The following is a 21,879-nucleotide window of genomic DNA, read 5'->3' on the forward strand; positions in this document are numbered from 1 at the left end:
ACTTAGATTTGTGCGCCGCGCATCCCCGCACGGCGCACGGCCGCCGCGAGTAAACCGCTTTTTTTGGCAAAGACACAAAACTCTGCAACAACTGGGAGAGCCTGCATACGACGCTTAGGGATGCCGATCGCAATACTTTCTCGCCCCCAAGCACCCTCGAGGATACGGGCGCCCTGAATGCTGTCGGCGAGTTCGCACAGTATCGCTCTATTAGTCGCAAAGGCATCAAGCTCGCCAGCGGACAACATACGAATGACATCATCTAGACTATTCGTTGAAATTACCTTCGCTTGGCTGAGTAGCTTAGGTAGCGTCGCCTCAGAGGTGCTTCCTGCGGACACACCGACACGCATCCCTTGCGCATCAATATCCTCAATTTTTTGAACCAAACATCTTGGTCCGACTAAATACGTCTGATCCGTAAACAGCAAGGGTTCCGCCAAGGCGAGATATTCAGCGCGCACCGGAGTGGCGTTCACAAAAACAAAATCTAATTGTTCATTTTTTGCTTGTACTAATATTTCTCCATTCGTTGCAAAAATAACGGGTTCAAACGCCACACTTAGATATTGTGCAAACGCTCGGCCAAGCTCAAATCCGAGCCCCCTATTACTCTCAGGCGTCTCACCCACAATCAGCGAGCCTGGGCTACCGGGATATAAGCCGACCCTCAGGCGTCCTGTCGGGGCGAGAATATGCGTGAATCGCTCAGTCATGCTGGGGGCTCCGTTCAGTCAACTATATTAAACAAGATCTCAAGACTAGCAGTTAATTGCATATAATTTGATAGAAATTTCAAACAGGAGATCAATAATGGGTAAGACAATTCAGCTCAAAGCAACCGACGGACACGAGTTCGATGCATACGTCGCAGAGCCTGCTGGCAAGCCGCGCGGCCTCGTCGTGATTGCACCGGAAATCTTCGGTATCAATAAACACATCCAATCAGTTGCCGATGGTTATGCAGCGGACGGCTATCTCAGCATCGCACCAGCATTGTTTGACCGTGTTCAACGCAAATACGACACGGGGTATTCTCAACCTGAAATCATGGCCGGTGTTGAAGTCATGAAAAAAATGAGCTTTGACCACGCCATGCTTGACGTGTCCGCCGTGCTGGAATTTGGCAAGACTGCCGGCAAAGCTGCGATCGTTGGCTACTGCTGGGGCGGTGTAGTCGCCTGGCTCGCGGCCAGTCGCGTTCCTGGCTTTAGCTGTTCCGCGCCTTATTACGGCGGCGGTATTCCAAACTTTCTAACGGAAAAACCACTCTGCCCGGTTATGTTCCACTTCGGCGAAACAGACCAATCGATTCCAATGGAAAAAGCCAAAGCCGTTGTGGCGGCTTATCCAAACGAGCAAGCGTTTTTCTACCCTGCTGATCATGGTTTCAATTGCGACCATCGCGGCTCTTACAACGCAGACTCTGCCAAGCTTGCACGCGAGCGCACCCTCGAGATGATTAGAAAATACGTCGGCTAAATCTGATTTGCGGCTAACAGAAAAAGGGGTGGATTGAATGATCAATCCACCCCTTTTTCATTCAAGCTTTTAAATGAAAAAGATATGTTTACTTTTTCCCCGAGGCTAGACCTGGCAAATCCGAGACCTTGGCGACAGTCTCAAGTGACATCAGCGCGTCAAACAAACTCAGCGCGGAAAATGCAACCTTGCCTACGCGTGCACAATCTTCAAACTTGCTCCATAAGTGTTCGCGACTGAGAGGCAAATCTGGCCCGCCACGCACAGCCACGACCTCTCGACTCTTGATCACCTCGCCGTTCTTCATTTTTACAGTGATCTGATCAAAGGGTGAATAGCCAGGTAAATTAGGATGCTCTGTCTCATCCGCCTCAACAGAAACTTTTTTCATCAAGTCTTGAATGTCCTGACGCTGCACAAAGTCATCGACCAATTCAGTCAAGCCAGCACGTTGCGCGACCACGCACGAAGCCATCGCGAATTCCATGCTGAACTTCGCCTCAAGTCCAGTTTGAGGATTGTGGTTACGCAAGACTTTAGTGTTTCGGAAACTCGTCCGGGCACTAATACTTTCAATGTCCTCTGGCTTGAAAGACTGCTCCGCAACTAAATCCAGCATTCCGTCGAGGGCACGATGGGTACAGAAGCACAATGGATATTTTTTGACTGATAACTTACTCACAGTCAATTTCCAATGTTTTCCCGCCTCGACAGGCGACGTCACATCAAAGCGCGTACCGGGAGACACTGCAGACAGGAAACCTTGCGGATGCTCAAGCGCATCAAGAGAGGCGGTAAAGCCCGCTTTAGCCAAATGCGCGGCCAATACACCAGACTGAGCAGAGCGCCCCGCGTGAAAGGGTTTAGTCATGGTGCCAAAGTTGGCCATGATGCCCGCACTCTGCGAAGCACCCAATGAAATCGCCATCGCGCACTGCTCTGCATTGAGCTTGTTGAGTGAAGCACACGCAGCGGCAGCACCTATCGAACCCAAAATTCCGGTCGGGTGCCAACCTTTCGTATGGTAGTGCTCTGGATCGCGACGCGCGAGCTCAGCCCATACTTCATAGCCTACGGCATAAGCGACCATCATCTCCTTACCGGTCGAGCCAAGCGCTTGTCCTTCGGCCAAAATAGCAGGCACTAATACAGTACTTGGATGGCCCTTGATGGCCACATCATCGAAGTCAAGGGCATGCGCTGCCACACCATTAATCCAAGCGGCATCTGTCGCGCTAGCTGTTCTTGCGCCAAATACCAAGGTGGCTGGCCCCGAGGCAGGCGCAAGGACCTGCGTCAAAATTTGCGTAGGAGGCTCATCCCGACCCGCAAGCATGACTCCCACACAATCCGCAAAGCCAGTATGAATGACATCAAGTGCTGCGCTTGGTATTTGATCAAACTGGAGGTTGGCAGCAAACGCTCCTAGGTCACGTGTGATTTGAGTCATGTCGTCAATCCTTTATGTGCCAGACGCCAGAGACTCTTTGACCTTTTGACGTAAACGGTCAAGCGAACCTCCTTTCATGACAGAGCCAGGAAGCGGATGGCCCACCACTTGCTCGGCTAACAAAGCAGACTCGATCAACTTTTCCAAGTCGATCCCTGTCTCAATACCCATTTCATTGCACATAAAGACTAAATCTTCGGTACAGACGTTACCGGAAGCGCCCGAGTGAGAGGCAAAAGGACAGCCACCCAAACCTGCCACTGCTGCATCAAAAATGCCAACACCCATCTCCATTCCTGCATAGGCATTGGCGATTCCCATTCCGCGCGTATCATGCAGATGCAGAGATAATTGCAAGTCTGGAAATTTATTGCGCACCGCACCGACTACCTTGCGCACAGAGCCGGGGGTGGCCCAGGCCATCGTATCCGCAAGCGACAAGACCTCAAGTTTGAAATCATGCTCAGCAGACAAGTCATAAAACGTTTGAATCATGTCCAATATGCGAGATACTGGGATATCGCCTTCAAAATTACAACCAAAAACAGCCATGATGCTGGCGCGATTAATCGTCACGTTGTAGTGCTTAAACATCCCGATCATTGAACGAACTGCTTCAACGTTTTGCTCAAGAGTACGCTTTTGATTTCGTAACAAAAACTTCTCTGAAGCCGTCAAAGAAAGCGAACCGCGAATATCGAGTTTTTCAGTTGCGATGGCGCGCTCGAGGCCCTTATCGTTTAGCCATAATGCGGTGTAACGCACACCAGGCTTACGCTTAAATCCAGCAACAATCTCAGGCGCATCAGCCATCTGCGGCACGGCTTTCGGGCTCACAAAGGAAGTCACTTGAATTTGCTCAAGACCCGTCTCAGACAAACTATCAATCAACTCGATTTTGCGTGCTGTTGGGATCGGGCCTTTCTCGATCTGCATGCCCTCACGAGGACCCTCTTCGAGAATACGAACGCGCTTTGGTAAGTCTGACATGTCTGCTCCTGTGTTTTTTAACTGCAAGCCGCTTTGTGCACCCAAGGGGCGCACGATTAAACCAGAGTAAACCCAGCACGAATCTCATGTCAACGTCACGTCCTCTATGCGGACGTTCAGTGTGTTGACAAGGCTATCGCCACCACCTAGGATGATGGCATAACAGAGTACGACTGAATCCATTTAAGGACTCAGCGATACAAAATGACGGGAGACACGCATGACAATCTGCACCAAGGAGTCAGGTCGATGAATGCCGAACGAGTCGGAGGGCTCTTTTGGCTTTTATTTGGTTGCGCTGCCGCATATGGCGGACTCGACATCGGTTTAGGCACAATGGAGGAGCCTGGCTCAGGTTTCTTAACTTTTGTTGCCGGAAGCTTTGTCGCACTCATGGCGATCATTGTCGTCCTTCAATCATTTAGTGGCGACGCCGAGGCACAAGCACGTGTGCGCGATCTCTGGAAAGGTGCCATGTGGTGGCGAGCAGTCGCCATTAGTGTCCTAATCCTACTTTTTATTTTTTCCTTTGAAACCATTGGTTTTTTTGTTTGTAGCTTTTTGCTCCTCGTGATCATCATGCGCTGGCTTGAGGGTCTCGAGTGGATAATGTGTTTAATCGTTCCGAGCGCTGCTACTGTCACCACCTATCTGGTGTTTAAAAAAATGATGAACATCTCGCTCCCCGCGGGAATTTTCGGATTCTAAGGGAAGCATCGGACACATGGATATCGCAGACAACCTACTCATTGGTCTTTCAGTTGCATTTCAGCCGCATAATTTATTTTTCTGTTTTCTTGGCGTATTGATCGGCACGCTCATTGGCGTTCTGCCAGGCCTCGGTCCTGTGGGCGCCATGTCAATTTTGCTGCCCATCACCTTTGGCATTTCTCCCGTGACCGCGATCATCATGCTGTCGGGTATTTATTATGGTGCGCAATATGGAGGATCGACCACCTCCATCCTTGTCGGGATTCCGGGTGAAGCGGCCTCTGTTGTCACTATGCTCGATGGTCATCAAATGGCCTTGAAAGGGCGCGCGGGACCCGCGCTCGGGATCGCAGCTTTCGGATCATTTATCGCAGGTACGATTGGCATTATTGGTTTGATGCTGTTAGCGCCACCCTTGGCCAAAGTTGCTCTGAAATTTGGTCCTCCCGAATACTTTGCCTTGATGATCATGGGCCTAGTCATTCTGACTTATCTCGCGCAAAAATCGATGGTGAAATCCTTGATGATGGCGGGTGTTGGACTTCTTGCTGGGATGGTCGGCATGGATACCATGACGGGCATGCCACGCTTTATTTTTGATGTGCCAGACCTGTTAGACGGCATTGGCATTGCGCCTCTTGCCATGGGCTTGTTTGGCGTCTCGGAAATATTGTTAAACGTTGAACGAAAGATCAAACAAGGCGTCGTAGTCAGCCAAGTCAAAAACTTATTACCCAGCCGCCAGGACTGGAAGGACTCTGCGATGCCGATCGCACGTGGCTCATTCACTGGATTTTTCCTTGGCATCTTGCCTGGCGGCGGAGCAGTACTCGCCTCTTTCATTTCTTATGGTGTTGAAAAGCGCGTTTCAAAAACACCAGAACAATTTGGTCATGGTGCGATTGCAGGAGTGGCAGGTCCGGAAGCCGCGAATAATGCCGCAGCTCAGGCTGCATTTATTCCGCTCCTCACACTTGGCGTACCGGCTAATGCTGTAATGGGAATTTTATTGGGTGCGCTGATGATTCATGGCATCTCACCTGGGCCCATGATGATTGAAAAAAACCCCGAATTATTTTGGGGCACAGTCACTAGCATGTATGTGGGCAATATCATGCTGCTGGTCTTGAATCTTCCATTGATCGGCTTATGGGTCAAATTGCTGCGTGTTCGCTATGCCGTCCTGTTTCCTTTGATTCTCTTTATTGCGCTGATCGGCGCGTACGTGATCAACGGCAGTGAGATGGATTTGTATTTGATGTTGTTTTTTGGGGTGATTGGTTATTTGATGCGAAAGTTTGACTATGAGCCTGCCCCACTCATCTTGGCCTTTGTTCTGACTAATATTCTCGAAGACTCTCTACGTCAGTCTTTGATTATTTCAGGTGGCAGCATGAGCATCTTTATCACGCGCCCTATCGCTGCAGGCTTTCTATTTGTTTCGCTTGTATTACTGATTACGGCAGTGATTCCTAGCATCCGCAAAAAAAGAAGTGCGCTAGCTGCAACGGCCGATGACAATGCCTAAGCGCTTTTATCCATCAAAGGAGACAACCATGAAACTAACAACTAAATTTCGCCTTGCATCATTCGCGGCAACCCTTTCGACAAGTTTGCTTGTGCATGGTGCCGCATTTGCAAAATATCCTGACAAACCCATCACGTTATATGTTGCGTTTGCCGCAGGCGCGACGACTGATTTGACTGCTCGAGCTTTGGCGCAGGGCGTAGAAAAAATCCTAGGCGTTCCGATCGCTGTTGAAAATAAAGCGGGTGGTGGCGCAACGGTTGCGAACGGCTTACTCGCCAGCAAAAAGCCTGATGGCTACACCTTGCTCGTCACATCAACGGGCTCCATTACCGTTCGTCCCTTGCTGATGAAACTTGCCTATAAGCCTCAAGATTTTCAGGTTCTCATGCAGTATTCTTTTTACATCGGTGGTCTGGTCGTACCCACCGACTCTCCCTGGAAAACCGTCGATGATTTTGTCGCACATGCCAAGAAAAATCCTGGTATGACCTATGCATCAAGCGGACCGAATACGCAACAGCAAATCGGTGTCGAGTCATTTGCTCGCTGCAAAGGCCTCACCTTTAAGCATGTTCCGACAAAGGGGGGCTCAGCTGCCAACACTGCATTGCTGGGCAAACACGTGGATTTCATCGCGGGCTCAGGCTCACATATTCCACTTGTCGAACAAGGAGCCTTTAAAGAGCTCGTCACTTTTCACGTGGACGCGCGTGATCCAAAACGCCCAGATATTCCTGTGATGAAAGATATCGGCTGCCCCCCAACAAATCCCCCAAACGGTATGATTGTTGTTGCCCCCGCTGGGCTACCCAATGATGTTGCTGAAAAACTCACCGCAGCCTTCAAAACAGTCTCGGCTACGCCTGAATTTAAAGCGCTTCTAGAAAAATATAATCTCGACTACGCCTACGAAGACGGAAAATCTGTTCAGTCCAAGTTTCCTGCTGAGATCGAATGGTATAAAAACTACTTTAAAGACGCAGGCGTCATGAAATAACCCTCTTACTATGGAAATGCAAATGACTCAAAAAAATTCCCAGCCATTCGTCTGGGATGCCGAAGCTGATCTGGTTGTCGTTGGATTTGGTGGTGCAGGCGCAGCGACATCCATTACCGCATCCGAGGCCGGTGCTTCGGTCATCATGCTCGACAAAGCCCCCGAAGGGCAAGAAGGCGGCAATACGCGCGTTGCTGCACAGGGCTATCTAAACACCTCTACGCCTGAAGGTGCGGCCACTTATCTTAAAGCGCTTTGTGGACCCTACACTGTTCCTGACGACATGGTGGAGGTTTGGGCCAAAGAGATGTGTCTGAACAACGACTGGCTCACCTCGATCGGCGGCGATCCTCAAGAGCATCAGCATGGCACGCATGGCACAGGCATTGAGTTCCCTGAACTGCCAGGCTCAGATTGCGTCCACAAGTTTCACCATGGTGACATTCTCGGTTACTCAAAGACCTGGGAAATGCTGGCTGAGGCTGTTAAATCACGCCCGATTGATGTCCGCTACGAATGTCCGGGACAAAAGCTCATTCAAGATCCTCTGACGCAGGAAGTGCTCGGCGTTCAAGCGATTCATCAGGGTAAGACACTAAACTTCAAAGCTAAAAAGGGAGTCGTCCTGACCTGTGGCGGATTTGAAAACAATCAGGAAATGATTCGCAACTACCTGACCGGCATCCCTTATTGCTATACCTCGGGCAGTCCGTTCAACGAAGGCGATGGTGTTCGTATGGCCATGGAACTCGGTGCCGATCTCTGGCACATGAATAACTTTGCCGGCCCCTCGATGGCGCTTAAAACTCCCGAATACCCAACAACGTTTTCAATGATCGCGCTCCATTTCTCTCACGAGCCGAAGGGCGGCATGGTAGTTGTGGGTCCAGATGGCAAGCGTTTTACAGATGAAAAGTACAAAACGCGCCATGGCAAAGTCGAACAAAATGGCAAGTGGCATGCCATGCGCACACCTTGTCCGATGTACATGATCTTTGACCAAGCCATGTTCGATGATGGTCCCCTCTATGATGGCAAGCCTACACATGGTTGGACGCAGATCATGAGCGGCTATAGCTGGAGTTCTGATAACAAAGCCGAATTAGCTAAAGGCTGGATCAAGACTGCTCCGACCCTCGCAGAGCTCAACAAAAATTTGAATTTACCAGAAGGTAGTCTTGAGAGCACCGTCAAACGCTGGAATGCACAATGCGCCACCGGCAAAGACGAAGACTTCGACCGCGAAAAAATGATTCAGCCTTTTGGCTCGGGTCCTTTCTATGCTGTTGAACTCTCACCATCGATGCTCAACACACAAGGCGGTCCGCGTCGCAATGCACGTGCTCAGATCGTGCGACCCGATGGTACACCGATTCCACGCCTCTACAGTGCAGGAGAGCTAGGTTCGATCTTCAGCTATTTGTATCAAGGCACTGGCAACATCGGCGAATGCTTTGCTTTTGGCCGCATTGCTGCCCGCAACGCAGTCGCAGACAAAGCTTGGTCTTAAATAGATAGTTTTCAATAAATACCGCGATCCCGAGTTACAAACCCGGGATCGCATCGATACTATTTTGTTGGTGTGTATCGACCGCTAAGTTGAGGCGTATGCACGCCAGGCTCTTTGGCTTGCTCCCGTTGCAAGCGCGTTTGCCTTGCCCATGTCCGCTTTAAATCATCCCGCACCTTGAACGCCAGCCGACCCAGCCCCTCGGTCTCAAGCTCAATCAAGTCACCATCCATAAAAGGATTGAGGCCGCGATGATTGGTTCCCGTCGCAAGAATATCTCCAGGCTCAAGTGTGTGAATCGACGTCACCCATTCGATACAGCGAGGAATCTTATGCGCCATATCATCCGTATTAAAGTTTTGCATGAGCTGACCGTTATTCCACAAACGGATCTGTAACTTCTGCGGATCAGGAATCTCATCTGCCGTCACGATATAGGGGCCAATCGGCGCAAACGTATCGCGGGACTTCATTTGAAAAAAAACATTTCCCTCCGGCCCAAGACCGCGCGCAGATCCATCCACAAAATTGACATACCCAAACACATACGACATCGCCTCTTTGGCAGAAACATTTGTCGCACGCTTACCAATCACAATGGCAACCTCAGCCTCACCTTCAAAGATGTTAGCCGGCACATCTGGCAAGATCATCGTGTCGCCGTGTCCAATGATGGCACCCGGTGCCTTTTGAAACGCATTGATCGGTGCGGGAGCAGAGCGTGTGCCATCTTCCATGTAGTTCACCGCCATGCAATCTATATGGCCGGGTTTCGGCAGAGGCGGCCGAATTCGGACTGAGCTCAACGGAATCCCTTTGCGGCTCTGCACAAAAGTCTCGATCTTGGCACGATAGTTGTCAAACCTCTCAATTAAGCCATTGATGAGGTCGTGCGGGCCAAGATGGGGAATATCTTCTACGACAGAGGAGATATCAACTACTTGATCTCCCTTCAAAATACCAAGCTTAAAATCATCAAAAAATAGAATCTTCATGTCCCAATCTCCTAGGTTGAATTTTTATTAGTCTTTAATGTATTGAAGCATCGTTCAAGTTTATAAGTACGTCCATATGTTGAGAATTCATTGCGATTCGATACGTGGAAGAAAAACGTTTAGTTTCGACGGATGCTTTATGCTAGGATAAATTTTCGTCAGGACTGAACGTGCGTCATGACGAAAACTGCAATATAAAAATATGTACGCAACAGTACATTTACAACAGTCGAGACACGATAAGGGGAGCAACGAATGAAGCTCAAGAACACGATCTGCACGTCGGTGCTAGCTAGTGTGTTATTTGCTCTGAGTACAGTCATGCTCCCAGCTTTTGGACAAGCGCAAGACTTTCCAAACAAGCCCATCAAAGTTGTTGTTCCTTTTGTGCCTGGTGGTGGATCTGATAGCGTTGCTCGCGTCATTGCAAAAGGCATGACCGAACAACTCGGACAACCCGTCATTGTTGAAAATAGAGGGGGAGCCAACACCATTATTGGCACAGAGTATGTCGCCAAGTCTGCCCCTGATGGATACACCCTCTTGGTCTGCACAACGGCCTTTGCCACCAACCCGAGTATGTACAAGCTGCCCTTTGATACCGTGCGGGATTTTGATCCTGTCACCATGTACATGGGCGCAGCCTTAGTGTTAGTCGTCAATCCAAATCTTCCGGTCACCAATATGCGCGAGTTAATCGCGCTCGCGAAGACTCAACCTGGAAAACTCACCTTTGCCTCCTACGGCGCAGGTGGTCCTGGACATCTTGCAGGTGAGCTCTTCAAGCAAATGGCGGGCATCGATATTTTGCATATTCCGTACAAAGGTAGCTCGCCCTCAATCGCTGACGTGGTGTCAGGCACCGCATCCATGTCCTTTGCGGTTTTACAGCCCGCACTCCCCTTGATTCAGTCCGGTAGACTGCGCCCCATCGGTGTGGTGATGTCTGAACGCGCCACACAGCTTCCTGATGTTCCCACCATTGGGGAAACGCTCCCTGGCTTTTTAATTACAGGTTTTAACGGTTTTTGTGCACCAGCAGGAACACCACCCGCGGTATTGGCCAAACTCAATGCTGCGATTGTGAAGGTTGTTACAACGCCAGAGATTCGCGATCAATTGATCAAGGCTGGCAATCCGGTGCTGACTCAGCCTTTACCGCCAAAAGAATTCAAAGAGTTCGTCAACATTGATATTGAGCGCTGGCGCAAAATTGTGACGGACGGAAAAGTGACGCTCAACTAATACTCACCTGTCCATCAAACCATTTTTTTAGTCATTTTCAATTTTTTAGCATTCATACAAAGAGGTTCAGCATGTCTGCTCTTTCCGAGTCCCTTAAAAAATACATCGGATTGCAATCCGAAACTGAAATCGCTTGCGATACGGTGGAACGGGGTGCAGTTCGACGCTATGCCCAAGCCATCATGTACGAAGACCCCATCTTTGGCGCACCTTGTGAAAATAATGCACGCTATGGCGGTCCTGTGGCGCCGCCATTATTTCCGACGCACATGTTTCGGCGCGCCTTTGGGCAACCCGATCCTATACAAGACAATGCAAAGAATCCTGATTTTGATGGCATCGTCGCTGCAACGAGTTCACAAGGTTTACCTGCCATAGAGCCCTTGGCGGGCTATGCACTGTTGAATGGCGGCTCAGAGATTGAATTTTTCCGCTATGCGCGTCACGGTGAGACGATCAAATTGACGTCTCGCTACGCAGACATTACTGAAAAAGAAACTAGCAAGGGTCCTATCGTGTTAGTGGTGACTGAGTCAGAGTACCGCAATAGCGAGGGTGACCTACTCATCCGCACACGTCGCACGCAGATCCGGAGGAAATGACATGGCACTCGGCAAAACACCTTATTTTGAAGATGTCGTCATCGGCACGGACATTCCTGGACTTGAAAAAGGTCCTCTCACGACGGCCCATCTAATGCGGTGGTCTGCTGCCATGGAAAACTGGCACAAGATTCACTACGACAAACCATTTGCAATGGAGCACGACAAATTGCCGGGCTTATTGATTAATGGCTCACTCAAACAACAGTTTGTGATGCAAATGTTGGCAGATTGGGCTGGTCCACAGGGCTGGGCTTGGAAGGCAGGTTTTCAGTTTCGCGCGATGAATCTTGTTGAGGAAACCGTCAGCGTTTGGGGACGGATCACAGGGAAGCGGGAGTGTCCTGAGTTTGGCCTCATTGATATTGAACTTGGCATCATCAACGGCGAAGGCAAAGAATCTACTCCCGGGACCGCAACGGTTGCTCTGCCTTACAAAAATGGCTCAGCTATTCCTTATCCGTTTGTGCCTCCCAAGCTCTAGTGTCGTCAATCCTCACCACCTAACTGAGAGGCTGCTCGAATGGAAAAAAACGATCCAGAGGGCGCCTTATCCGGGCTACGTGTGCTCGATTTGAGTCACGGCATTGCTGGACCCTTTGCTGCAAGACTGTTAGGGGACTATGGTGCTGACGTCATCAAGATCGAGCGTCCTGTCACGGGAGACTTTGCACGCACACTCGCGCCACTGAAATATGACGCGCCATTGGGCGAGCAAAGCTTGTTGTTTCAGTATCTCAACTGGAATAAACGCAGTATCGCGCTCGATTTAAAACTGGCTGAAAATAGAGCTGTGATTCAAGCGCTTGTGATGCAAAGCGATATCGTCATTGAAAGCTTTCGTCCAGGTCGTCTCCAAGAGTGGGGGCTTGGCGTAGATCAACTACTCGAATGGAAACCTAGTCTAGTGGTGACCTCTGTCACTAATTATGGACAAACAGGGCCCTACGCACAGTACGCCGCGAGTGATCTCACGCTCCAAGCGATGAGTGGCATCATGCAGATTAGCGGCCAGGTCGATCGAGCACCTCTCAAGCACGGTCTTTCTCAATCTTTTTACTGCGCAGGTCTGACTGCAGCATACGCCTCCATCATGGCCTATACCGCGGCCCAGGCCGACCAGTTTGGTGAGCATGTAGACGTGTCGATTCACGAGTGTCTTGCCTCCGAACTCGTGCTCAATGAGTCATATTACGCATTCCTTGGTGCCGTTCAAGGTCGACGAGCGATCGTACAAGATCCGTTTGCTGGCGAACCTATTGCGACGCGCAAGGGATATCTTGCCTTTCAAACAGGAGGAGGTGCGCCCTTTGAAACACTCGCGGAACTTTTTGAGCGACCAGAGTTCCTTGAAAAAAGATTTTCAAGTCCACCTGAAAGGGAAAAGCGTGTCCCCGAAGTCAAAGCGCTACTCGAAGAATGTGTGAAGAATCGCGATGCTAAAGAAGTTTTCTTGGCTGGCGCGAAAATGCGATTGTTGCTTGGCGTTGTCCAGAGCGCAGAGGACTTATTGGCATGCGAACATCTCCAAGAGCGTCACGCCTTTGTCGAGCTCGAACACCCCTCCACAGGGACGCGTATCCGTTTTCCTGCCGAACTAGCCAAACTTTCTGCTACGCCTTCTTCTGTACGACGGCGCTCGCCTAAACTTGATGAGCATCGTCAAGAGATCCTTTCACAAATCAAGGGGCCCGCATGACACAAGTCACTCTGCCTTTGACCGGCGTTCGCGTGCTGGATCTTTCCTATGTATTTGCCGTCCCATACATGGCGGGGCTTCTGAGTGACCTTGGCGCAGAAGTCATCAAGATCGAAGCACCGCATAAGCTCGACCAAACACGTGGCCGTGCCTTTGGCCCATATCTGGATAACGATCCTGCAGAGGACCCTTGGAATCGCTCTGGTATTTTTTATGTCGTCAATCGCGGCAAACGATCGCTTGCGATGGATTTAAGCCAACAAGAAGGGCAGGAAATTTTCCGTGAGCTCGTCGCCAAGAGCGACATTGTGCTCGAAAACTTTACGCCTCGTGTCATGCGTAAGTGGGGATTACATTACGATGAGTTAAAAAAAATCAACCCCTCACTGATCATGCTGTCTAACACTGGTTACGGCTCAACCGGGCCGTGGTCATCTTTCCCAAGTCAAGGCACGACCTTGGAAGCAACGATGGGAATTACGTATTACACAGGTTATCGAGATGATAAGCCATGGAAAGTGGGGCAGTCATATCCTGACTTCATCGCATGCTGGGCGGGACTCAATGGCTTGTGGGCGGCCATTGCTCATATGAGGAAAACGGGCCAAGGCCAATGGATTGATGTTGGCATGTATCAACTTGGTGCCTCACTCATGCCTGAGCCGCTGCTTCAAAAACAGCTTGATGGAACTGAGCCTGTCAGGATGGGCAACGAGCATGCCGAATACGTGCCGAGTAATCTATATCAAGTTGCTGGGGACGACCAATGGCTCGCCCTGACGATTCAAACAAATCAACAATGGGAAGCGTTAGCAAAGTTGATGCAACAACCTCACCTTGCGATAGATGAGCGTTATCGCACGAACGCAGCACGTCGCGCAAACAGAGAATCGATCAACGCTTTGGTTCAAGACTGGTGTCGCTCGCAAAACGCCAAAGCGCTTTTAGAAAAACTGCAAGCGCTTGGCATTGCAGCGGGCCTTGTTTTAAATAGCCGAGACCTATTGCACGATCCTCATCTTCAACACCGTCAGTTTTACGAAACAGTTCAACATCCTGAGCCCATCGGAGAGCGACCTATCATTGGTCGACCCTATAAATTGCGCTTTCGCGATGCACATATTAAAAAACCCGGCCCCCGCTTTGGCGAAGATAACAACAGTATCCTGAGCGAAATTCTAGGCAAATCCTCGTCAGAGATCGCCGCACTTAAAGCATCGAATGTGGTGAGTGACTTGCCAACAAATCCCGGTATATCCGGGACGATGGATACCGCATCCATGTTGAAGCTAAAAACATTAATCGCCGTCGATCAAGACTACCGCAGCTAGAAAGGAGTATGCGCTGTGCAACCAATTAGTCGAAGTCATGGATACATAGGTGCAGGTATTGTCGGCGTTATTTTGTCGGCAGGATATCTGCATATGACGCTTGAGCTTCCGATGGGAGAAATGGATCAACCCGGCGCTGGTGTCTTCCCCCTTCTGGTTGCAGGCATTTTATTTATAGCGAGCCTTTCATCTTTATGGGAAGGATGGCACAAAAGAGCAGGTAGTCCTGCTCTTGACTTACCAGAGGGCTCCGATCGAACGCGCTTACTCAAACTGATCGCACTTTTGCTCGTGTACTTTCTTATCATCCCTTGGGCGGGTTTTTCACTCAGTAGTATTTTATTTTGCACCTTACTCATTCGTCTTTTATCAAATCTGACTTGGAGGCGCAGTGCCGTCTATGCCTTGTTGATGACCGCTGCGATCCATATAATTTTTATCACGATACTCAAAGTTCCCATGCCAGCCGGCGAACTCATCGGACTTTTTAGGAGTTGAGATGGAAGCAATTGATGGCTTGTTGTATGGGCTCGGCGTCGCATTCACTTGGAATAATTTGCTCGCTGCGCTTGTGGGCGCACTCGCGGGAACTCTAATCGGCGTACTGCCTGGTTTAGGGCCAACCGCTGGTATCGCAATGATCCTGCCACTCAGTTATGCACTGGATCCGACCAGTGGCTTGATCATGATGGCGGGCATGTATTACGGCGCCATGTATGGCGGCTCCACAACGGCGGTGCTCATCAATATGCCCGGCGAGTCAGCTTCGGTCATCACGTGTATCGATGGCTATAAGCTTACAAAAAAAGGACGTGCTGGTGCGGTCCTCACCATCGTCGCAATCGGATCTTTTGTTGGCGGCGGTTTATCCGTACTTGGTGTCATGCTGTTTGCACCCGCGCTCGCCAATGTCGGCTTGCTGTTTGGTCCTGCTGAATTCTTTGCACTCACAGCGGGGGGTTTACTTCTGTTCTCACGCATTTCTGGTGGCACCTTGGCTGCTGGTATTTTCCCAATGGCGATTGGACTCATGCTCAGCACAATCGGTCAAGAAATGGTGACCGGTGCAGATCGCTTTACCTTTGGTGTACAGGATCTCACGCTTGGAGTCGAACTTGTCGCACTGGTGGTGGGGCTCTACGGGGTGACAGAAATCATGTCTGTCGTCGAGTCGTTGCAAAAACAAGGCAAACCTATTCCCGTCAAGCTCAAAGAGATGTTTCCTTCGCGCGAGGAGTGGCGTCGTTCATGGGGGCCTTACGGAAGGGGAACCGCAATCGGTTTCGTCTTGGGTTTACTTCCCGGCCCCTCGGCAACCATGGCAAGCTTTGCTTCCTATCGTTTAGAAAAGGGTGTTTCTAAATATAAAGAACAACTCGGCCAAGGTGCGATCGAAGGCGTTGCAGGACCAGAAACTGCCAACAATGCCGCAGCGACCTCGTCGATGGTTCCGCTGCTTGCACTCGGCATTCCATTTGGCTCTGTGACCGCACTGATGCTCGCTGCGATGATGGTGCATGGCGTTCAGCCTGGTCCGATGATGATGACATCACATCCCGACGTATTCTGGGGCGTGATTGCCTCCATGCTGATTGGTAATGCGATGTTAGTGATCTTGAATATTCCACTCATCGGCCTCTGGGTAAGTCTGTTGCGCGTACCCAATCACGTATTCCTGCCGATTATCCTGATGGTTGCCACAGTAGGGTGCTACAGCGTTCGCAACAGCATGGTCGATGTATACATGCTGTGGGTGATCGCCTTGATCGGCTATGCGCTACGCAAACTTGAATTCCAACTTGCACCCATGGTGGTGGGTGTCGTGTTAGGACCGCTCATCGAAAAACATTTACGCGAAGGTTTATTTATGAGCCTTGGAGACGTTTCTGTTTTTTATACCAGTCCTATCGCGATTGGAATCTGGTCCGTTGTGATTTTTGTCTTGATACTCGAACCGCTCCGCGCTATCTTCGCGAAACTGTTCGGTATCAAGGTAAAAAAACTTATCCCGGAGAGCTCGGAGTAGTTTCTACCTTGACCCAGCCTGGATCCAGACCTATGGCCCCCTGCTCGGCCAAGGTCCTGATCCGCTCCTGCGCGTAACCCATTTCCGCAAGAATCTCTGCCGTATGCTGACCGAGTCGCGGAGGCGGCAATCGAATCGAGCCAGGTGACTCACCCATCTTGATTGGCAAGCCCGCCATCGACATCATCCCAAGCCCTTCGAGTTCGATCTCTTGAATCATATCCCTCGCTTGCACTTGCGGTTGCGTCACAACCTTATCGATTGTATTGACCGGAGAACAGGGCACGTCGTTTTCTTTTAATCGAGCTTCCCAATACGATAAAGGCTGTTTGATAATCTCGTCGCCAATCATTTTGATGAGCAAGGGACGATTCAAGGAACGCATCTGGGGATCAATAAAGCGTGCATCTTCCACCCAGCCCGGCTGCTCTAGCGCCGCACACAACCCCTTCCACATCCGCTGGTTAAACGCAGAAATAACAATCCATTGATCACTTGCTTGATAGGCACGATATGTCGGGCTTGTTAACGCACCACTACCACTTGGCCCTGGTACCTCACCGCTCGAAAAATAACGCGTAAAGAACTGAGCAAGCATCGCCATATGACCCTCGAGCAACGAAGTATCGACCCGTTGCCCGCGACCTGTGCGATGTCGCGTCTCAAGTGCCATCATCACACCGATTGCGCCGAACATACCGCCACCAACATCGGCGACCGACATGCCCATTTTCGCTGGACTACCTTCGGGATCACCTGTAATACTCATTGAGCCGGCGTACGCCTGCATAAACAAATCATTCGCCGGCTCTTTACTGAGCGGCCCTGACGCACCAAAGCCACTAATCGCGCAATAGATGAGTCGTGGATTCACACGCGATAAACTTTCGTAATCTAGCCCCAATCGCTCTAACGCGCCCACCCGATAATTGTGTACCAGCACATCCGCGTCTTCAATCAACGCACGCGCGATCTGCACACCCTCTTCGGTTTTCAGATCAAGCGCCATGCCTCTTTTGTTTCGATTTGCGGAGGCATAGTAATAGCCCATCGAGCCGTGAAAATAAGGAGACCACGCCCGACTATCATCCCCCACACCTGTGCGCTCAATCTTGATGACATCAGCACCATAGTCGCCCAGCAACATTCCACAAAAGGGACCAGCCATTGCCACGCTGATCTCCACAACCTTTATGCCTGCAAGTGGTGCTGTCATTGTTGTCTCACCCGATTCATATCGTTTTTATCGTTTGTTTTAGAGTTCGTTTTTATAGCGCAGCATGATCTCTTCATGCGTCTCAAATACGCCACTAATCGACGCTTGTTCGTTGATCATGTCGACCATCGTGGGCAATTGACTTCGCTCAATCTGAGCAGAGCTATCCCATAGCTTTGACCGCATAAAGGCCTTGGCACAGTGTAAATAAGCTTGTTGGACGGTCACGCGAATCACAAGCTTTGGTGCGCGTATTTCTGTCGTACAACGCGCGATGTCGTCGGGGTCAATGCTTAATTGCGCACTGCCATTTACACGCAAGGTCTCATCGACACCCGGAATGAGGAATAACAAACCGACACGCCCTGTATGAATAATATTTTCCAAGGTATCAAGGCGATTATTGCCAGGCGAATCTGGAATCAATAACGTATCGTTATCCAGTACCTTTATAAAGCCCGGCGCACCACCGCGTGGAGAAGCATCTAGTACCTCGTCCACGCCTAGACTCGACACAACAACAAATGGCGACAAACTGATATATCGCTTGCAATGCTTGTCCAGCAAAGCCAATTGTTTTTTGACTGCGCGCTCTTTAGGTGCCGCATACAGCACCCTGAGTTGTTCGAGTGTGTCGATCCGCATCAGACTAGCCCAAGGTCACGACAATCTTTCCAAAATGTTTATTGGTCCGCATCCGTTCAAATGCTTGAGCGATATCTGCAAAGGCAAAGGTGCTGTCAATTGGCAAGGATAATTTGCCCGACTCAAGATGCGCACCCAAATCACCCAGTGCCAATGAAGTAATGCTGCGCACTTCCTCAACGCTTCTGGTGCGGAATGTCACGCCGGTGTATTTAATTCGCTTGAGTGCATGCAAATCAAAATCGAACTCTGCGAAACGTCCCGCCATCCGACCGACGTTCACGATGCGGCCCAAAATTGCGCAAGCCTCAAGATTCTGATTACCAAACGGACCAGAAAGCTGATCAATAATCAGATCCACGCCCTTGCCCCCATTTGCTTCGATCGCGTGCTGCGGCCATTGCGGGTCACTATTATCGATCGCGAAATCCGCTCCAAAATTTTTAAGCTGTGCCCGTCGTTCTGGCGTGGTGGATGTTCCGATGACAGTCTTGGCGCCCATCAGCTTGGCGATCTGCATCGCCATGAGCCCCACGCCGGACGACGCCCCTTGCACCAATACCGTTTCACCCTTGCGCAACTCCCCCGCTGTCACGACTGCATTGTGCATCGTTTGAATCGCGATCGGCAACGTCACAGCTTGCTCATAGGACATGGAGTCATTTGGAATATCCATGACACGCCCCCAGTCTGCCACTGCATACTCTGCATACCCTGCTGTACCAGAGCACATCACGCGATCACCTCGCTTAAAACCACGGACTCGAGCACCCACTTCCTCGACTTCGCCAGCCCACTCCATGCCTGGGATCGTACCTGCGCCGCCGACCTTGCCATGTGCGCCACCTGCGAGGACACCGAGGTCCGCGCGATTGAGGCCACATGCACGCACCTTGACGAGCACTTGCTCGGGACCTGCTGTTGGCTTGGCGACCTCGGCAATTTCAAAACCATTGGCTGTGACAACGACTGCTTTCATCATATGACTTCCTTGTTATTAAGATGTGGAGACACATCAATTTTTATTTCAATTCACTCAATCGCACTTGGCACTCATACCACCGTCCACGATCAACTCAGTTCCAGTAATAAAGCGCGCCTCGTCCGACGCAAGAAACAGCACGGCGTTCGCTGTGTCACGCCCGTCGCCCATGAAGGGCATTGGTATACGCGCCTGACGGATTTTGAGCAAGCGCTCCGAATCCCCTGCGCTCTGTGCCCCAGCGAGTGTGGCTTCGACAAGAGGCGTGTGTAACTGACCGGGCAAGACCGTGTTGATCCGGATGCCCTTTTTTGCATATTCGACGCCGACTACGCGTCCGAACTGAATCACGCCTGCTTTAGCTGCTGCGTAACCCACTTGCGGCGCTCCCGTAAACCGAATGCCTGAGGTCGAAGAAATATTGACGATCGCGCCAGCACCTTTTTCTTCCATGACCGGCATGACATATTTACACATCAAAAAAACTGTTTTTAAATTAATGTCGATCTGACGATCCCAATTTTCTTCGGACAATTCGATTGGACCACCACGGGAGGGTCCACCAACGTTGTTGACCAACACATCAATGGTGCCGTAGCGCTTCAAACAAGCCGCGACTAATTCCTGGATCGCTGCGCTATTCGTGACATCGCAGGAATAAGGGGTGACATCACCACCCGCCTGTTGAATCAGTGCAAGCGTTTCATCCATTGCCGCAAGATCTTGATCGACCGCAAAGACTTGTGCGCCTTCTTGCGCAAAACGTACGGCAATGGCGCGACCATTCCCCCAACCAGGACCCACGCATCCCGCTCCCGTGACAATTGCAACCTTACCCGCCAGACGACCCGTTTGATTTGCCATCTCTTTTCCTGATTGTTAGCGTGTGGCCGAGATGATGCCGCCATCGACAACGATGGTCTGACCGGTGATATAGCGCGCCTCGTCACTCGCTAAAAATACAACAGCGTGTGCAACATCCCATGATTCACCCATGTAGCCAGCTGGCACTTGTTTGTGGCGATGCGCCACAAAACCTTCGTAGTCACCTTTTGCGTATTTTTCTGCCAAACGCTTCACAAGCGGTGTAAACATCAAGCCTGGTGCTACGCTGTTGAGACGTACGCCTCGGTCCGCATAAATCACACCCGTTGTCTTCATCAGTTGTTCTAGCGCCGCTTTACCTGCCGCATAGCCAACCTGTGGCTTACCAATGTAACGGTGGGCGGCCACTGAGGAAATACTGATCACAGAACCCCCTCCCTGAGCAGCCATGGTCGGCAGTACGTATTTGCATGCAAGAAAGGCGCCTTTGACGTTGACGTCCATTTGCTCATCCCAAGTCTCTTCGCTCATTGAGACTGGGTCACCCGGCTCCGAGCGACCGACGTTGTTGACCAAAATATCAATTCGTCCATATTGCGCAATACACGCATCAACCAGTTTTTTAACATCCTCTGCCTGGGTTGCGTCGGCCACCATGACATGCGCGGAGCCCCCCTCTTCATTGATGATCCGCTTTGTCTCCTGAGCGGCTTCAAGACTGAGGTCCGAACCAAAAACACTCGCACCCTGCCTGGCTAACGCTACGGCAATCGCCTTGCCATTTCCCCAGCCCTCGCCCAGCGTTCCGCAACCTGTCACGAGCGCGATCTTGCCATCTAATCTGAACATGATGTCCCTTTTGTTTGTTGTTGTCTTCCTGTTCATATTACCTGCGCGTCACCGAAGGAGCAAAATGCTTTTTAATACCTTGGCGTCGCATCTCGTCCACAGTGTCCATCTAGTGAAATTAGAGCCCACAATGAAACAGGCCCGAACCTAATGGCCCGGGCCTGAAACTTTCTCGCGAACAATGCGTGATTAAAGATGCATCACGTTAAATCGTTGACCAGCGATGCAAGCGTATCGTCAGGCAAGGTTTCCATGTGCATCGGATACTCTTTATGGTCGCATCCGACCATCATCTGGGCGCCTGCTTTTAAGGACTTCTTCATTTCTGGTGTCAGTTCGAAACGCATGAAATGCACCGACGATGTTTTGTCGGCAGTCGTGCGCTCCAAATCCTCGTTCGCAATCGCGTACACACGAGGTTGACCTTCGACCTGAACAAACATTTTGTGCTCGACGCCCAACAGTTTGGACAACGCCAAACGTCGCTCGCTTTCGTTGGGGTACTCAAGCATCATCGTCGCTTTGAAGTTCGAGCCATCCGGCACGAGTGGGTTATAGGCGCCCAACTCATCCTGAATACCTTCATCATCAAATATTTTCTCGACACGCAACATTTCCTGCACTTGATAACGCATCAACAACTCGTTTTCAAACAACAGGTTCAAATGCTCGCCCAAACGGACGCTGCGCTTGCGACGTTCTTCAATCGCTTGCTTACGCATTTCCGGGCGGGCCTTATGATAAGCCTCGAGGGTCATCAAACTTTCGCGCGTAATTTTGCTCATTTCCGTTT

Annotated in this window: 22 protein-coding genes; 12 read left to right on the forward strand and 10 right to left on the reverse strand. The window is 50.6% G+C overall.

All coding sequences use genetic code 11. The annotated features are described in order from the left end of the window. Nucleotides 1-2: 2 nt before the first annotated feature. Complete coding sequence (locus WBJ47_RS06400) at nt 3-716, reverse strand: ABC transporter substrate-binding protein (protein ID WP_422246324.1); 714 nt, start codon at nt 714-716, stop codon at nt 3-5. 97 nt (nt 717-813) lie between these two features. On the opposite strand from WBJ47_RS06400, the gene WBJ47_RS06405 reads away from it, so the two are divergent. After that, complete coding sequence (locus WBJ47_RS06405) at nt 814-1,482, forward strand: dienelactone hydrolase family protein (protein WP_422246325.1); 669 nt, start codon at nt 814-816, stop codon at nt 1,480-1,482. Between the two features lie 88 nt (nt 1,483-1,570). On the opposite strand, the gene WBJ47_RS06410 is transcribed toward WBJ47_RS06405, so the two are convergent. Next, nucleotides 1,571-2,932, reverse strand: a complete 1,362-nt coding sequence (locus WBJ47_RS06410; protein ID WP_422246327.1) for an MmgE/PrpD family protein — start codon at nt 2,930-2,932, stop codon at nt 1,571-1,573. A 12-nt stretch (nt 2,933-2,944) separates the two neighbouring features. After that, nucleotides 2,945-3,922 carry a hydroxymethylglutaryl-CoA lyase gene (locus tag WBJ47_RS06415; RefSeq protein ID WP_422246329.1) on the reverse strand — a complete coding sequence of 326 codons (978 nt, stop codon included), beginning with the start codon at nt 3,920-3,922 and terminating at the stop codon, nt 2,945-2,947. Nucleotides 3,923-4,171: 249 nt separating this feature from the next. On the opposite strand from WBJ47_RS06415, the gene WBJ47_RS06420 reads away from it, so the two are divergent. Genes WBJ47_RS06420 through WBJ47_RS06435 form a run of 4 tightly spaced genes read left to right on the forward strand, consistent with a single transcriptional unit; the run spans nt 4,172 to nt 8,671 of the window. Then, nucleotides 4,172-4,630 (forward strand): tripartite tricarboxylate transporter TctB family protein, encoded by a 459-nt coding sequence (locus WBJ47_RS06420; protein WP_422246330.1) that lies wholly within the window; start codon nt 4,172-4,174, stop codon nt 4,628-4,630. A gap of 16 nt (nt 4,631-4,646) precedes the next feature. Further along, nucleotides 4,647-6,161: a tripartite tricarboxylate transporter permease gene (locus WBJ47_RS06425; RefSeq protein ID WP_422246332.1), complete on the forward strand. Its 1,515-nt coding sequence runs from the start codon at nt 4,647-4,649 to the stop codon at nt 6,159-6,161. Between the two features lie 28 nt (nt 6,162-6,189). After that, the gene (locus tag WBJ47_RS06430) at nt 6,190-7,161 is read left to right on the forward strand and encodes a Bug family tripartite tricarboxylate transporter substrate binding protein (RefSeq protein ID WP_422246333.1); all 972 of its coding nucleotides are present in this window, start codon (nt 6,190-6,192) and stop codon (nt 7,159-7,161) included. Between the two features lie 22 nt (nt 7,162-7,183). Beyond that, the gene (locus WBJ47_RS06435; RefSeq protein WP_422246334.1) at nt 7,184-8,671 is read left to right on the forward strand and encodes an FAD-dependent oxidoreductase; all 1,488 of its coding nucleotides are present in this window, start codon (nt 7,184-7,186) and stop codon (nt 8,669-8,671) included. A 59-nt stretch (nt 8,672-8,730) separates the two neighbouring features. Here WBJ47_RS06435 and WBJ47_RS06440 read toward each other — a convergent pair whose 3' ends face one another. Further along, nucleotides 8,731-9,666: a fumarylacetoacetate hydrolase family protein gene (locus WBJ47_RS06440; RefSeq protein WP_422246336.1), complete on the reverse strand. Its 936-nt coding sequence runs from the start codon at nt 9,664-9,666 to the stop codon at nt 8,731-8,733. 321 nt (nt 9,667-9,987) lie between these two features. Here WBJ47_RS06440 and WBJ47_RS06445 point away from each other — a divergent pair, with 321 nt between their 5' ends. From WBJ47_RS06445 to WBJ47_RS06475, 7 genes are all read left to right on the forward strand, one after another. Continuing rightward, on the forward strand, nt 9,988-10,911 hold the full coding sequence (locus WBJ47_RS06445) for a tripartite tricarboxylate transporter substrate binding protein (protein ID WP_422246338.1): 924 nt from the start codon (nt 9,988-9,990) through the stop codon (nt 10,909-10,911). 71 nt (nt 10,912-10,982) lie between these two features. Continuing rightward, nucleotides 10,983-11,513 (forward strand): FAS1-like dehydratase domain-containing protein, encoded by a 531-nt coding sequence (locus WBJ47_RS06450; RefSeq protein WP_422246340.1) that lies wholly within the window; start codon nt 10,983-10,985, stop codon nt 11,511-11,513. Between the two features lies 1 nt (nt 11,514). Continuing rightward, nucleotides 11,515-11,997 carry an acyl dehydratase gene (locus WBJ47_RS06455; RefSeq protein WP_422246342.1) on the forward strand — a complete coding sequence of 161 codons (483 nt, stop codon included), beginning with the start codon at nt 11,515-11,517 and terminating at the stop codon, nt 11,995-11,997. A 39-nt stretch (nt 11,998-12,036) separates the two neighbouring features. Further along, entirely contained in the window at nt 12,037-13,212 is a 1,176-nt protein-coding gene (locus tag WBJ47_RS06460; protein WP_422246343.1) for a CaiB/BaiF CoA transferase family protein, read from the forward strand. Further along, nucleotides 13,209-14,543, forward strand: coding sequence for a CaiB/BaiF CoA transferase family protein (locus WBJ47_RS06465; RefSeq protein ID WP_422246344.1), 1,335 nt, complete (start codon nt 13,209-13,211; stop codon nt 14,541-14,543). Before WBJ47_RS06460 ends, WBJ47_RS06465 begins: the two co-directional genes overlap by 4 nt. 15 nt (nt 14,544-14,558) lie before the next feature. Beyond that, on the forward strand, nt 14,559-15,041 hold the full coding sequence (locus WBJ47_RS06470) for a tripartite tricarboxylate transporter TctB family protein (protein ID WP_422246346.1): 483 nt from the start codon (nt 14,559-14,561) through the stop codon (nt 15,039-15,041). A gap of 1 nt (nt 15,042) precedes the next feature. Continuing rightward, nucleotides 15,043-16,569, forward strand: a complete 1,527-nt coding sequence (locus WBJ47_RS06475) for a tripartite tricarboxylate transporter permease (protein ID WP_422246348.1) — start codon at nt 15,043-15,045, stop codon at nt 16,567-16,569. On the opposite strand, the gene WBJ47_RS06480 is transcribed toward WBJ47_RS06475, so the two are convergent. From WBJ47_RS06480 to WBJ47_RS06505, 6 genes are all read right to left on the reverse strand, one after another. Continuing rightward, the gene (locus WBJ47_RS06480) at nt 16,547-17,785 is read right to left on the reverse strand and encodes a CaiB/BaiF CoA transferase family protein (protein ID WP_422246349.1); all 1,239 of its coding nucleotides are present in this window, start codon (nt 17,783-17,785) and stop codon (nt 16,547-16,549) included. The genes WBJ47_RS06475 and WBJ47_RS06480 overlap by 23 nt on opposite strands. 39 nt (nt 17,786-17,824) lie before the next feature. Continuing rightward, complete coding sequence (locus WBJ47_RS06485; RefSeq protein ID WP_422246351.1) at nt 17,825-18,430, reverse strand: MSMEG_1061 family FMN-dependent PPOX-type flavoprotein; 606 nt, start codon at nt 18,428-18,430, stop codon at nt 17,825-17,827. 4 nt (nt 18,431-18,434) lie between these two features. Continuing rightward, nucleotides 18,435-19,412, reverse strand: coding sequence for a quinone oxidoreductase family protein (locus tag WBJ47_RS06490; RefSeq protein ID WP_422246352.1), 978 nt, complete (start codon nt 19,410-19,412; stop codon nt 18,435-18,437). Nucleotides 19,413-19,466: 54 nt separating this feature from the next. Beyond that, nucleotides 19,467-20,276, reverse strand: a complete 810-nt coding sequence (locus WBJ47_RS06495) for an SDR family NAD(P)-dependent oxidoreductase (RefSeq protein ID WP_422246354.1) — start codon at nt 20,274-20,276, stop codon at nt 19,467-19,469. A 15-nt stretch (nt 20,277-20,291) separates the two neighbouring features. Then, nucleotides 20,292-21,086 (reverse strand): SDR family NAD(P)-dependent oxidoreductase, encoded by a 795-nt coding sequence (locus WBJ47_RS06500; RefSeq protein WP_422246356.1) that lies wholly within the window; start codon nt 21,084-21,086, stop codon nt 20,292-20,294. A gap of 200 nt (nt 21,087-21,286) precedes the next feature. Beyond that, complete coding sequence (locus tag WBJ47_RS06505) at nt 21,287-21,871, reverse strand: DUF3501 family protein (RefSeq protein WP_422246358.1); 585 nt, start codon at nt 21,869-21,871, stop codon at nt 21,287-21,289. Nucleotides 21,872-21,879: the final 8 nt, after the last annotated feature.

Source organism: Zwartia sp. (assembly GCF_049655405.1).
In the GTDB taxonomy this organism is placed as follows: Bacteria; Pseudomonadota; Gammaproteobacteria; order Burkholderiales; family Burkholderiaceae_B; genus Zwartia.

What these genes read in the sequence shown, in the direction of transcription:
- WBJ47_RS06400 (WP_422246324.1), bottom strand. Translation starts at nt 716, where the DNA reads ATGACTGAGCGATTCACGCATATTCTCGCCCCGACAGGACGCCTGAGG.
- WBJ47_RS06405 (WP_422246325.1), top strand. Translation starts at nt 814, where the DNA reads ATGGGTAAGACAATTCAGCTCAAAGCAACCGACGGACACGAGTTCGAT.
- WBJ47_RS06410 (WP_422246327.1), bottom strand. Translation starts at nt 2,932, where the DNA reads ATGACTCAAATCACACGTGACCTAGGAGCGTTTGCTGCCAACCTCCAG.
- WBJ47_RS06415 (WP_422246329.1), bottom strand. Translation starts at nt 3,922, where the DNA reads ATGTCAGACTTACCAAAGCGCGTTCGTATTCTCGAAGAGGGTCCTCGT.
- WBJ47_RS06420 (WP_422246330.1), top strand. Translation starts at nt 4,172, where the DNA reads ATGAATGCCGAACGAGTCGGAGGGCTCTTTTGGCTTTTATTTGGTTGC.
- WBJ47_RS06425 (WP_422246332.1), top strand. Translation starts at nt 4,647, where the DNA reads ATGGATATCGCAGACAACCTACTCATTGGTCTTTCAGTTGCATTTCAG.
- WBJ47_RS06430 (WP_422246333.1), top strand. Translation starts at nt 6,190, where the DNA reads ATGAAACTAACAACTAAATTTCGCCTTGCATCATTCGCGGCAACCCTT.
- WBJ47_RS06435 (WP_422246334.1), top strand. Translation starts at nt 7,184, where the DNA reads ATGACTCAAAAAAATTCCCAGCCATTCGTCTGGGATGCCGAAGCTGAT.
- WBJ47_RS06440 (WP_422246336.1), bottom strand. Translation starts at nt 9,666, where the DNA reads ATGAAGATTCTATTTTTTGATGATTTTAAGCTTGGTATTTTGAAGGGA.
- WBJ47_RS06445 (WP_422246338.1), top strand. Translation starts at nt 9,988, where the DNA reads ATGCTCCCAGCTTTTGGACAAGCGCAAGACTTTCCAAACAAGCCCATC.
- WBJ47_RS06450 (WP_422246340.1), top strand. Translation starts at nt 10,983, where the DNA reads ATGTCTGCTCTTTCCGAGTCCCTTAAAAAATACATCGGATTGCAATCC.
- WBJ47_RS06455 (WP_422246342.1), top strand. Translation starts at nt 11,515, where the DNA reads ATGGCACTCGGCAAAACACCTTATTTTGAAGATGTCGTCATCGGCACG.
- WBJ47_RS06460 (WP_422246343.1), top strand. Translation starts at nt 12,037, where the DNA reads ATGGAAAAAAACGATCCAGAGGGCGCCTTATCCGGGCTACGTGTGCTC.
- WBJ47_RS06465 (WP_422246344.1), top strand. Translation starts at nt 13,209, where the DNA reads ATGACACAAGTCACTCTGCCTTTGACCGGCGTTCGCGTGCTGGATCTT.
- WBJ47_RS06475 (WP_422246348.1), top strand. Translation starts at nt 15,043, where the DNA reads ATGGAAGCAATTGATGGCTTGTTGTATGGGCTCGGCGTCGCATTCACT.
- WBJ47_RS06480 (WP_422246349.1), bottom strand. Translation starts at nt 17,785, where the DNA reads ATGACAGCACCACTTGCAGGCATAAAGGTTGTGGAGATCAGCGTGGCA.
- WBJ47_RS06485 (WP_422246351.1), bottom strand. Translation starts at nt 18,430, where the DNA reads ATGCGGATCGACACACTCGAACAACTCAGGGTGCTGTATGCGGCACCT.
- WBJ47_RS06490 (WP_422246352.1), bottom strand. Translation starts at nt 19,412, where the DNA reads ATGATGAAAGCAGTCGTTGTCACAGCCAATGGTTTTGAAATTGCCGAG.
- WBJ47_RS06495 (WP_422246354.1), bottom strand. Translation starts at nt 20,276, where the DNA reads ATGGCAAATCAAACGGGTCGTCTGGCGGGTAAGGTTGCAATTGTCACG.
- WBJ47_RS06500 (WP_422246356.1), bottom strand. Translation starts at nt 21,086, where the DNA reads ATGTTCAGATTAGATGGCAAGATCGCGCTCGTGACAGGTTGCGGAACG.
- WBJ47_RS06505 (WP_422246358.1), bottom strand. Translation starts at nt 21,871, where the DNA reads ATGAGCAAAATTACGCGCGAAAGTTTGATGACCCTCGAGGCTTATCAT.